Genomic DNA, 11,445 nt, shown 5'->3' on the forward strand with positions numbered 1-11,445 from the left:
TGGCATTCATCAATATCTACGGGAAGACCCCGGTACTTGCACAGGTGCGAATGTTACACACACTGGATGCGTCACGATGTAAGAACGTGCACTGTAGGGTCTGTCGGCCCAGGCTTTCTCGATCCCCGGCAGCCGCATCAGTTCCCCATGAGGCAGCCCCAGGCAAGCCCGCCGTAAAATCCGCGCTTCATGCAAGCACCATCCTCACCGCCGCCGGCCCCTGCGCCGTCCGCCGCACCGGCGGCCCTTGATCTCGCCAGCACCCTGACCCTGTCGCAGCGCCTCAAGCGCCTGTCACCCTACTTTGGTGGCCAGCGCCTGGCCTGGACGCTGGCCGTGGCTGCCACGCTGGTGGGCGCGGTTACCGAGCCATTGATCCCCGCCCTGCTGCAGCCGCTGCTGGACAGCGGCTTCACCGACGGCACGCTGCCGCTGTGGTCGGTGCCGCTGGCCATCATCGGCGTGTTCCTGGTGCGGGGCCTGTCGCAGTTCGTGGGCCAGTACGCGCTGGCGCGCATTGCCAACGAGGGCATGCTGGCGCTGCGCAAGCGCCTGTTCGAGCGGCTGCTGGCGGCCGATATGGCGCTGTTCTCGCGCCAGTCGGCCTCATCGCTGTCCAACACCGTGGTCTATGAGGTGCAGACTGGCTCCACGCTGCTGGTGCAGGCCATGCTGGGCATCTCGCGCGACGGTTTCACGCTGGTGGCGCTGCTGGGCTACCTGCTGTATCTGAACTGGCAGCTGACGCTGGTGGTGGCGGCCGTGGTGCCGGGCGTGGCCTGGATCATGAAGACGCTGTCGCGCCGCCTGTACCGCATCACCAAGATCAGCCAGGAGGCCACCGATTCCCTGGCCTATGTGGTGGAAGAGAACGTGCTGGCCCACCGCATGGTGCGTCTGCATGGCGCGCAACAGGGCCAGCAAAAGCGCTTTGGCGGCCTGAGCGGGCAGCTGCGCAAGCTAGCCATCAAGGCCACCATCGCCTCGGCGGCCATGACGCCGCTGACCCAGCTGCTGGCCGCTGCCGCCCTGTCGGCCGTGATCTGCATCGCGCTGTGGCAAAGCCGGGGCACGGGCGCTGCTGCGGCCAATGTGCAGGATGTGACGGTGGGCAGCTTTGCGGCCTTCATCACGGCCATGCTGATGCTGATTGCCCCTATCCGCCGCCTGGCCGATGTGGCCAACCCCATCACGCGTGGCGTGGCGGCGCTGGAGCGGGGCCTGCATCTGCTGGAGGGCTCGGGCGACGAGACCGGCGGCACGCAGGTGCCCGGCAAGGCGCGTGGCGAGATCGAGTTGCGCGACGTGTCCGTGCAGTTTGGCGAGGACAAGGCACCCGCACTGAGCCATGTGGACTTGCGCGTGCGCCCGGGCGAGGTGGTGGCCCTGGTCGGCCCCTCCGGCGCGGGCAAGACCACGCTGGTGAACCTGCTGCCACGCTTTTTGCAGCCCACGGGCGGCCAGTTGCTGCTGGACGGCACGCCCCTGCCCGAATGGGATCTGGCCGCGCTGCGCCAGCAGTTCGCCATGGTCAGCCAGGACGTCGTGATGTTCAACGACACCATTGCCGCCAACGTGGCGCTGGGCGGGGTGGAAGACGAGGCCCAGCTGTGGGCTGCGCTGGATGCCGCCAATCTGGGCTCCCATGTGCGCGGCCTGTCCAACGGCCTGCAGACGGTGGTGGGCCACAACGCCAGCCAGCTGTCGGGGGGCCAGCGCCAGCGGCTGGCGATTGCACGGGCGCTGTACAAGGATGCGCCCATCCTGATCCTGGACGAGGCCACCTCGGCCCTGGACAACGAATCCGAGCGCCTGGTGCAGGAGGCGCTGACGCGGCTGATGCAGGGTCGCACGACCCTGGTCATCGCCCACCGGCTCTCGACCATCGAGCATGCCGACCGCGTGGTGGTGATGGAGCGCGGCCGCATTGCCGAGCAGGGAACGCATGCCGAGCTGCTGGCGCGGGACGGCCTGTACGCCCGATTGAGCAGGAATCACACAACCTGAGCTGGACAGCAGCGGCACCGGCAGTGCCACCCACCTGGCTTGCTGCTACCAGCTTCCGCGCGAAGGCTGGGTCTTGCGCTCGGCCTTGATGGCCTTGGTGAGTTTGTCCACCATGTACTGGCGGTCCACCTGCCGGGCAAAGTCGGCTGCGGTGAAGCCACGCTGGTTGCGCAGGACGACGTCGGCGCCCTCCTTGATCAGCAGCTCCACCACGGCTTCGCTGCTGTATTGGGCGGCCAGCATCAGAGGGGTGGTGCCGTTGGGCGAGTCGGCGTCGATGTAGGCGCTGTTGTCCAGCAGCAGCTTGACGATGTCCAGCGTCTTGGGCAGGTCGGCCGAGGTGGCGTAGTGCAGCGGCGTCCAGCCGGGGCGGTTAACATCGGCGCCCCGGCGTATGAGTTCCTTTGCCAGGTCCAGGTGGCCCTTGATGCAGGCCATCATCAGCGGCGTTTCGCCCTGCTGGGAGGCTTCGTTGACCTTGATGCCCGGGGATTTGAGCAGCACGTCGAAGACACCCAGCGAGCCTTGGTGCAAGGCGGCCACCAGCCCCGGGCGGCCGCGCGTGTCGCGGGTGTTGGGGTCGAAGCCGCGAAAGATCAGGTTGACCATGGCGCGCTCGTTGTCGCTGATGATGGCGCGCACGTAGTCGTCGTACTGGCTGGCATGCGCCAGCCCGCCGCTGGCTGCGGCCAGGGCCACTACGGCCTGGCCGGCCTGGGCCAGCCAGTGGCGCCGGTGCACGTCCACGCCCATGCCCACGCGGCCACTGGCCGCAGCATTCAGTCGCATGCGACAACCCCCTTGAACAGCTGGTCGAAGTTGGTACTGGTCAGGGCCGCCACGTCCTCCACGGACATGCCGCGCACCTGCGCAATCTGCTGTGCCACGTAAGGCACGTAGGACGGATTGTTGGTCTTGCCGCGATAGGGAACGGGCGCCAGGTAGGGGCTGTCGGTCTCGATCAGCAGGCGGTCGGCCGGCACGAAGACGGCCACGTCGCGCAGGTGCTGGGCGTTCTTGAAGGTAACGATGCCCGACATGGAGATGTAGTAGCCCAGGTCCAGCGCCGCACGCGCGACCTCCATGGTCTCGGTGAAGCAGTGAAAGACACCGCCGGCCTGGCCTGCCGAGCCGTCCTCGCCTTCTTCGCGCAGGATGGCCAGCGTGTCATCAGAGGCGCTGCGCGTGTGGATGACCAGGGGCTTTTGCGTCTGGCGCGCCGCGCGGATGTGCACGCGAAAGCGCTCGCGCTGCCATTCCAGGTCGGCAATGGTGCGCCCGCCCTTGCGGTCTTCCATGCCGTAGTAGTCCAGTCCCGTTTCGCCGATGGCCACCACGCGCGCCAGTGCGGCGCGCTCGACCAGGTCGGCCACGCTGGGCTCGGTCATGTGTTCCGTATCGGGGTGCACGCCCACCGTGGCCCAGAAATTGTCGTGGTCCAGCGCCAGCTGGTGCACATCGCCGAATTCCTCCATCGTGGTGCAGATGCACAGCGCACGCGTGACGCGCGCGGCCGCCATGGCCTCGCGGATCTCGGGCAGGCGGCTTTGCAGCTCGGGGAAATTCAGATGGCAGTGGGAATCGGTAAACATGGAATCTCGTGGTTCAGAAACAGGCATGCCGACCGGAGAGCATTTCCTCCGTGTCGGCATGCGGGCAGAGGCAGGGGCAGGACTCAGACCGTCTGCGTGGCCTTGTCCGAGGCCAGGGCCGAGCCCAGGATGTTCTCGATCTTGGCCTTGAGCTCGGCGGACTTCTCGTCCTTGGGGAACTGTATGCCTATGCCCTGCGTGCGGTTGCCCGAGGCGCGCGCGGGCGTGATCCACGCCACGCGGCCGGCCACGGGATAGCGCTGCGGCTCGTCGGGCAGGGTCAGCAGCACGTAGACATCATCGCCAAGACGGTACTCACGCTGCGTGGGCACGAAAACGCCCCCTTCGGCGAACATGGGAATGTAGGCGGCGTACAGCGCGGCCTTTTCCTTGATCGCCAGTTGCATCACGCTGGGACGGGGTGTGGTGGGTGCGGTGCTCATGGATGGTTTGCAGACATTGGTTCGGTGAGCGGCCGGCGCGATCGGCACCGGGCCCAGGGCCGTAGGTTAACAGGACGGGCTTTCATGTGGCGAAAAGCACCCCGCCGCGCTGCTGCGCTGCTGCGCTGCTGCGCTGCCGCCACGCCCCCCGCGCCTCATCCCCGGCGTTGGCGGGCAGGCTGGCCGGACATGAGCACGCGCCGGGCCTCGGCGGCCAGGGCCTCGGTCATGAGCCCGGCGTTGAAGGGGTGGTCCGCCGTGCGCGCAGCCTGGGCCAGGGCACGTGACCATTCGGCCAGCAGGCCCATGTCCAGCGGCCGCGACGGCAGGTCGGCTGGCGTGAAGTAGCGCGGCGCGGCGCCTGCGGCCAGGGCCATCAGGTCGTGGCAGATCTTCTGCAAAGCCTCCACGGCATGGGGCGGAGCATAGGCGGCCAGGGCCGCCACATCGCCCTTGGCCAGCGCACGCGGCAACTGGGACCATGCGGCCATGTCCTTGCCGCCACCGCTGTGCGCCAATGCCAGCGCGTCGCCGGGCCGCCCGCCTGCGGCGCGCAGCGCCACGGCAGCCGCTTCCGGGGCCACGCCCTGCCCCTGCAGCCAGTCCAGGGCCTCTTGCTGATCGGGCCAGGCCATGGTGTGGGTCAGGCAACGGCTGCGGATGGTGGGCAGCAGCTGGTGGGCCGCCTCGCTGGCCAGCACGAAGCGGGCATCGCCCGGCGGCTCCTCCAGCGTCTTGAGCAGCGCATTGGCCGTGATGGCGTTCATCTGCTCGGCCGGGTAGACCAGCACGGCCTTGCCGCGCCCGCGCGCGCTGGTGCGCTGGCAGAACTCCACGGCGTCGCGCATGGCCTCGACGCGGATTTCCTTGCTGGGCTTGCGTTTCTTGTCGTCAATATCGGCCTGGGCCTTCTCGGGCAGCGGCCAGCCCAGCGCCATCATCTGCACCTCGGGCATGAGCACGCACAGGTCGGCATGGGCGCGCACATCGATGGCGTGGCAGCTGCCGCAGTGGCCGCAGGCTCCCTGGGGCGACGGCGATTCGCACAGCCAGGCGCGCACCAGCGACAGCGACAGCGCGTACTGGCCCAGGCCGGAAGGCCCCTGCAGCAGCCAGGCGTGGCCGCGCTGGGCCAGCAGGCGCGTGCGTTGCCCGGCGATCCAGGCGGTGTCGGTCTCGGCCGGTTGTGGCAGGGCCTCGCTCATGCCGCACCTGCCTGTCCGCCGACCATGATGGCCAGCCAGCCCCGGCGCACCATGACCTGGGTGATCTGCTGCCAGACCGCATGCCGGCTGGCGTTGGAGTCGATGCGCGCAAAGCGCTGGGGCGCGGCGGCAGCGCGCGCCGCATAGCCCTGGGCCACGCGTGCGAAAAAGCTGCCGGGCTCGGACTCGAAGCGGTCCGGGACACGGGCCGAGGCCAGGCGCTCGGCGGCCACCTCGGCGGGCAGGTCGAACCAGAGCGTGAGGTGGGGCTCGCGCAGCAGATCGGGCTGGGGGGCGGTGCCCGTCTGCACCATGCGCTCCAGCGTGGCCAGCGGCTGCAGGTCGAAGCCCCGGCCCGCACCCTGGTAGGCAAAGGTGGCATCGGTGAAGCGGTCGCAGAGCACGACTTCGCCGCGCGCCAGCGCAGGCTCGATCACCTGCACCAGGTGGTCGCGTCGCGCGGCAAAGGCGATCAGGGCCTCGGTCAGCGGGTCCATGGCGTCGTGCAGCATCAGCGCGCGCAGCTTTTCGGCCAGCGGCGTGCCGCCGGGCTCGCGGGTGAGCGTCACCGTGCGGCCCTGGTCACGGAAAGCCTGGGCCAGCGACGCGATGTGCGAGGACTTGCCGGCGCCATCGATGCCTTCGAAGCTGATGAACAGGCCGGCGGGAGTTGCAGTGGTCATATGGAAAGAGAGGATACGCAAGCGCTGCGCAAAGCGCAGCAGCCCTGGGGGAATATCTCAGGGCTTTTGCCCAGGGCTTTGCTGGCCGCGCTGGTAGCGGTTCACGGCGCGGTTGTGCTCGTCCAGCGAGGCGCTGAAATGGCTGGTGCCGTCGCCACGCGCCACAAAGTACAGCGCCTTGGTCTGTCCGGGCTGCACGGCGGCCATGAGGGCGGCCTTGCCGGGCATGGCGATGGGCGTGGGCGGCAGGCCCGCACGGGTGTAGGTGTTCCAGGGAGTATCGGTCTGCAGGTCGCGGCGGCGCAGGTTGCCGTCGAATTTCTCGCCCAGGCCGTAGATCACGGTGGGATCGGTCTGCAGCAGCATGCCGATGCGCAGGCGGTTGCTGAAGACACCCGCAATCTGTGCGCGGTCGGCCGCGCGGCCGGTCTCCTTCTCGACGATGCTGGCCAGGATCAGCGCTTCGTCGGGCGTCTTGAGCGGCGTGTCGGCCGAGCGCAGCGCCCAGACATCGGCCAGGCGCCGGTCCATGGCGTGCAGGGCGCGGCGCAGCACGGCCAGGTCGGAGCTGCCCTTGGCATAGGTATAGGTATCGGGGAAGAAGCGGCCCTCGGGCGCCACGCCCGCGCGGCCCAGGGCCTGCATGAGGGCAGCGTCGTCCATGCCTGCGCTTTCCTGGCGCAGGAATTCCTCGCGGGCCAGGGCGGCGCGCACCTGCCGCCAGTTCCAGCCTTCCACCAGGGTCAGGGCCTTGAGCGATTCCTCGCCGCGCGCGAGTTTTTGCAGCAGCACATAGGGAGTCAGGCCCGTGGTCAGCTCATAGTTGCCGGCCTTGATCTGCCGGTCCAGCCCCGAGACGCGGAACCAGGCGTACAGCAGCCGCGCATCGGTCTGCACGCCGGCCTTGACCACTTCGCGGGCCACGCCACGCGGCGTGGTGCCGGGCTCGACCTCCAGCTCCAGCGTGGGCTGGGCCAGCGGCAGCGGCTGGTTCAGCCACCACCAGCCGGCACCGGCCAGCACGGCGGCCAGCACCAGCAACATCATCAAAGCGCGAAAGATAAAGCGCACAACCTCGGTCCAAGCAAGCAATAGAGCGGCTGATCATAATTCAGCCATGACCCAGCCTTTACTGAACGGCATTGCTTCCGTTTCCCATCTCGGCGTGATACGCGCCCTCGGCGAAGACGCCGCCCAGTTCCTGCATGGACAGCTGACCAACGACTTCGCACTGCTGGATCTGCAGCATGCGCGTCTGTCGGCGTTCTGCACGGCCAAGGGCCGCATGCTGGCCAGCTTCATCGGCTTCAAGCGCAGCAAGGACGAGATCCTGCTGCTGTGCGACCGCAGCCTGCTGGCGCCCACGCTCAAGCGCCTGTCCATGTTCGTGCTGCGCGCCAAGTGCAAGCTCAGCGACGCCACGGCCGAATTCACGCTGCACGGGCTGGCTGGCGATGCCGCCGCGCAGGCCCTGGGCCCGGCAGCCGTGCCCTGGACCAAGACCGATGACGGCGACGCCAGCCTGATTGCCCTGTACCCGGCCGCAGGCCAGCCGCGCGCCCTGCGCGTGGCGCCCGTGGGCGCACCCCTGCCCGAAGGCCCTGCACTCAGCGAGGCCGACTGGCTCTGGAGCGAAGTCGCCAGCGGCATTGCCACGCTGTCGGCGCCTGTGGTGGATGCCTTTGTGCCGCAGATGCTCAACTACGAATCGGTGGAAGGCGTGAACTTCAAGAAGGGCTGCTACCCAGGGCAGGAGGTGGTGGCCCGCAGCCAGTTCCGGGGCACGCTCAAGCGCCGCGCCTACCTTGCCCATGCACAGCAGCCGCTGGCCACCGGCATGGAGGTCTTCACGCCCGAGGACCTGGAGCAGGCCACCGGCACCGTGGTCCAGGCCGCCCCGGCGCCCGGCGGGGGCTGGGACGCCATCGTCTCCATGCAGACCAGCTCGGCCGACCAGCCCCTGCTGGCCCACGCCGCACTGGGCGAAGGCCAGCGCGCCGATGCCGCACAGGCCGTGGCGCTGCAGCTCAAGCCCCTGCCCTACGCGTTGCGCGAGGACATCTGAGATTTGAGCCTTGCACCGCCTGAGCTGCATGCAGCTCAGGCGGTGAGCACTTTCCTCATGGTGATGTGGGGAATGCCGGCCTCTTCATAGGGCTCGCCTTCCGGCGTGAAGCCCGCGCGCAGGTAGAACGACTCGGCATGGCGCTGCGCATGCAGCACGACTTCGCGGTCGCCGCGCTGGCGGGAGGCTTCGACCAGGCTGTCCAGCACGATGCGGCCCCAGCGGCCGCCGCGCACGCTGCGGTCCACGGCCATGCGGCCGATCCTGCCCGCGCCGGGGCTGTCGCTGACCAGGCGGCCGGTGGCGATCGGCTGGCCCAGGCCGTTGTAGACCACGGCGTGGCGGGCCACGGGGTCGAATTCGTCGATCTCGATCTCGCGCGGCACGCCCTGCTCGTGCACGAACACGGCCAGGCGCAGGCGCTCGGCGTCGCGGCCCAGGTCGTTCCAGCTGCCCGATGCCACGCGCACCACGCTCTGGCCGGCCTCATAGGCCGTGAGCACGTCGCGCAGCTGCTGCGGCACGGGCAGCGGCTGGCGCGTGGTGGCATCGGCGAACACATAGACCAGTTCCACGGTATTGAGCAGTTCCATGCCGCGGAAGATGCCGGCCTCGAACAGCAGAGAGGTATTGCCCTGCCTGGCACAGCGTATGCCCACATGCAGCACATCGCCCAGCGTGGCCGATGCGTGGTAGGTGGTGGTGGCCTTCTTGACGAACAGCTCGCCGCCCAGGGCCGCGAAGGACGATTCATAGGGCAGGCCCAGCTGGCGCCAGTAGTCGGTGACGGCCACGTCGGCGTACATCAGGTAGTGGGCGTTGAAGACGATCTTCTGGGCGTCCACTTCGGACCAGCGCACTTCGATGCGTTGCAGCGTGCGGAAATCTTGGCGTTGCATGGGGGTGTTTCTCTCCTGTTGTCTTGGGGTGTCTTGGGGTGTCTTGGTGTGCTTTGGTGCGTCTTGGCCTTCAGGCCGCGAAGGCGTCGGCCAAGGCGCGCGCCATGTCGGCATGTGCACGGCGCGCTTCGGCAATGGCGCGGCCCATCTTGACGAATTCATGGGTCACGCCCCGGTAGATCTCCAGGTCCACGGGCACGCCGGACATGCGCAGCTTGTCGGCGTATTCCACGCCCTCGTCCACCAGCGGGTCGCATTCGGCCAGGCCTATCCAGGCCGGGGCCACGCCGTCCACGTCAGGCGCCAGCAGCGGGGCAAAGCGCCAGTCCTCGCGGTCGGCGGGGCTGTTGAGGTACTGGGCGAAGAACCAGGTGATGGCAGGCTCGTCGATCACCAGCCCGTGGGCGAAGCGGCGGTGCGAGTCGGTGTCCTGGTTCGCCGTCGTGCCCGGGTAGATCAGCAGTTGCAGGGCCAGCTTGAGGCCGGTGTCGCGCGCATGGATGGCGCAGGCTGCGGCCAGCGTGCCGCCCGCGCTGTCGCCGCCCACGGCCAGGCGCGCAGGGTCGGCGCCCAGCGAGGCCGCCTGCGCGGCCAGCCACTGCAGCGCGTCCCAGGCGTCGTTGTGGGCCGTGGGGAATTTGTGCTCTGGCGCGCGCCGATAGTCCAGCGAGACCACCATGGCGCCCGACAGATGGGCCAGCTGGCGGCACAGCACGTCGTGCGTGGCCACGCTGCCCACGGTGAAGCCGCCGCCGTGCAGGTACAGCAGCACGGGCAGGCCCGTGGCCGACGCCTGGCTGCGCTCCACGGGCGCATAGAGCCGAGCAGGCAGCAAGGCGCCATCGCGCGCGGGAATCTGCAGATCCTCGACACGCGGCAGAACCGGCTTGGGAATTTCGAGCACGCCGGCCCCCGCCTCGTAGGCGGCACGTGCGCCCTCGGCGCCCAGCTGGTGCAGGGGCGTGCGCGCGGCGCGCTCCATGCGGCGCAGCACATCGCGCATCTGGTGGGTCAGGGACGCCGGCAGCGGCGTGGCATGGGAGGAGGATTCAGTCTGGGGCACGTTCAGGAGCACGTTCAGGGACAGGTTCGGTAGCGACTATCGGGCAAGGCAATTCGGTGCGGCCGGCAAGGTGCAGCCGGCGAGGTGCGGCCGGCGAGGTGCGGCCGGCGAGGTGCGGCCGGCGAGGTGCGGCCGACCAGGCACGGCGCAGCAGGCATTGTGCCGCGAGCACAAGGCCTTGGCAGCCATGCGATGGCAGCGCATGCCCGCGCTGTCGCCCCCGTGACCGCCGCAGCGCCCTCTCAGGGTTTGCTTTGTTTGCAGTGCAGCACGCGCGGTCTAGATTCGGCGCACTCCCCCTGATCCCCACCATGGGCCGCAACGGCCCGCAACGAGTCACCGACCATGGCCTTCATCAACTACGTCACCCAGATCCAGTTTGACTTCGGCGCCGTGCGCCTGTTGCGCCAGGAGTGCGAGCGCGTGGGCATCACGCGGCCGCTGATCGTCACCGACCAGGGCGTCAAGGCTGCTGGCGTGCTGCAAAAGGCGCTGGATGCGCTGGGCGGCATGCCGCATGCGGTGTTCGACCAGACGCCCTCCAACCCCACCGAGGCCGCCGTGCGCGCGGCCGCTGCCATCTACCAGGAGCAGCGCTGCGACGGCCTGATCGCCGTGGGCGGCGGCAGCGCCATCGACTGCGCCAAGGGCGTGGCGATTGCAGCCACGCACGAAGGGCCGCTGTCGCACTACGCCACCATCGAGGGAGGCTCGCCGCGCATCAGCGAGCGTGTGGCCCCGCTGATCGCCGTGCCCACCACCAGCGGCACGGGCAGCGAGGTGGCGCGCGGCGCCATCATCATCGTGGACGACCACCGCAAGCTGGGCTTTCACAGCTGGCACCTGGTGCCCCGTGCCGCCATCTGCGACCCGGAACTGACCTACGGCCTGCCCGCCATGCTGACGGCCGCCACGGGCATGGACGCCATCGCCCATTGCATGGAGACCTTCATGGCGGCGGCCTTCAACCCGCCTGCCGACGGCATTGCGCTCGATGGCCTCACGCGCGGCTGGGCCCACATCGAGCGTGCCACGCGCAACGGCCAGGACGCCGAGGCGCGCCGCCAGCTGATGAGCGCCAGCATGCAGGGCGCCATGGCCTTCCAGAAGGGCCTGGGCTGCGTGCACAGCCTCAGCCACAGCCTGGGCGGCGTGAACCCGCGCCTGCACCATGGCACGCTGAACGCCATGTTCCTGCCCGCCGTGGTGCGCTTCAATGCCGAGGCCGAGAGCGTGCGCGCCGAACAGCGCCTGCAGCGCATGGCCCACGCCATGGGCCTGGACTCGGGCAGCGACATTCCCGAAGCCATACGCGACATGAACGCCCGCCTGGGCCTGCCCACGGGCCTGGCCGCCATGGGCGTGGAGCGCGCGCAGTTCGCGGCCGTGATCGGCGGCGCGCTCAAGGACCATTGCCACGGCACGAACCCGCGCCTGGCCAGCGCCGACGACTACGAGCAGATGCTGGCCACCTCGCTGTAAGCGGGA

General features: G+C 69.1%; 11 protein-coding genes. 3 read left to right on the forward strand and 8 right to left on the reverse strand.

Annotation, left to right across the window (positions count from 1 at the left end):
- Nucleotides 1-189: 189 nt before the first annotated feature.
- Nucleotides 190-2,007 carry a lipid A export permease/ATP-binding protein MsbA gene (msbA, locus tag IAE24_RS18260; protein WP_013802698.1) on the forward strand — a complete coding sequence of 606 codons (1,818 nt, stop codon included), beginning with the start codon at nt 190-192 and terminating at the stop codon, nt 2,005-2,007.
- Between the two features lie 45 nt (nt 2,008-2,052).
- Here the strand turns inward: msbA and IAE24_RS18265 are convergent, their stop codons facing one another.
- From IAE24_RS18265 to mltG, 6 genes are all read right to left on the reverse strand, one after another.
- A complete protein-coding gene (locus IAE24_RS18265; RefSeq protein ID WP_199960787.1) occupies nt 2,053-2,796 on the reverse strand; it encodes an ankyrin repeat domain-containing protein in 744 nt (247 codons plus the stop codon).
- Nucleotides 2,787-3,599: a TatD family hydrolase gene (locus tag IAE24_RS18270; RefSeq protein WP_199960785.1), complete on the reverse strand. Its 813-nt coding sequence runs from the start codon at nt 3,597-3,599 to the stop codon at nt 2,787-2,789. Before IAE24_RS18270 ends, IAE24_RS18265 begins: the two co-directional genes overlap by 10 nt.
- Before the next feature lie 83 nt (nt 3,600-3,682).
- Nucleotides 3,683-4,042, reverse strand: a complete 360-nt coding sequence (locus tag IAE24_RS18275) for a PilZ domain-containing protein (protein WP_012205228.1) — start codon at nt 4,040-4,042, stop codon at nt 3,683-3,685.
- Nucleotides 4,043-4,197: 155 nt separating this feature from the next.
- Nucleotides 4,198-5,247, reverse strand: a complete 1,050-nt coding sequence (locus IAE24_RS18280) for a DNA polymerase III subunit delta' (RefSeq protein ID WP_123691283.1) — start codon at nt 5,245-5,247, stop codon at nt 4,198-4,200.
- On the reverse strand, nt 5,244-5,930 hold the full coding sequence (gene tmk / locus IAE24_RS18285) for a dTMP kinase (RefSeq protein WP_012205226.1): 687 nt from the start codon (nt 5,928-5,930) through the stop codon (nt 5,244-5,246). The genes IAE24_RS18280 and tmk overlap by 4 nt, the downstream gene beginning before the upstream one ends.
- Nucleotides 5,931-5,987: 57 nt before the next feature.
- Nucleotides 5,988-7,001: an endolytic transglycosylase MltG gene (gene mltG / locus IAE24_RS18290; RefSeq protein ID WP_123691289.1), complete on the reverse strand. Its 1,014-nt coding sequence runs from the start codon at nt 6,999-7,001 to the stop codon at nt 5,988-5,990.
- Nucleotides 7,002-7,047: 46 nt separating this feature from the next.
- Between mltG and ygfZ the strand changes: the two genes are divergently transcribed.
- Nucleotides 7,048-7,995, forward strand: a complete 948-nt coding sequence (gene ygfZ, locus IAE24_RS18295) for a CAF17-like 4Fe-4S cluster assembly/insertion protein YgfZ (protein WP_034392833.1) — start codon at nt 7,048-7,050, stop codon at nt 7,993-7,995.
- A gap of 35 nt (nt 7,996-8,030) precedes the next feature.
- Here ygfZ and IAE24_RS18300 read toward each other — a convergent pair whose 3' ends face one another.
- Both IAE24_RS18300 and IAE24_RS18305 read right to left on the reverse strand, forming a co-directional pair.
- Nucleotides 8,031-8,894, reverse strand: a complete 864-nt coding sequence (locus IAE24_RS18300) for a YbgC/FadM family acyl-CoA thioesterase (RefSeq protein ID WP_063326323.1) — start codon at nt 8,892-8,894, stop codon at nt 8,031-8,033.
- A 70-nt stretch (nt 8,895-8,964) separates the two neighbouring features.
- Nucleotides 8,965-9,969, reverse strand: a complete 1,005-nt coding sequence (locus IAE24_RS18305) for an alpha/beta hydrolase (protein ID WP_325100548.1) — start codon at nt 9,967-9,969, stop codon at nt 8,965-8,967.
- A gap of 333 nt (nt 9,970-10,302) precedes the next feature.
- Between IAE24_RS18305 and IAE24_RS18310 the strand changes: the two genes are divergently transcribed.
- Nucleotides 10,303-11,439 (forward strand): iron-containing alcohol dehydrogenase, encoded by a 1,137-nt coding sequence (locus tag IAE24_RS18310; RefSeq protein WP_012205221.1) that lies wholly within the window; start codon nt 10,303-10,305, stop codon nt 11,437-11,439.
- Nucleotides 11,440-11,445 lie beyond the last annotated feature (6 nt).

Source organism: Delftia sp. S65, from assembly GCF_016516495.1.
Taxonomy (GTDB): Bacteria; Pseudomonadota; Gammaproteobacteria; order Burkholderiales; family Burkholderiaceae_C; genus Comamonas; species Comamonas acidovorans.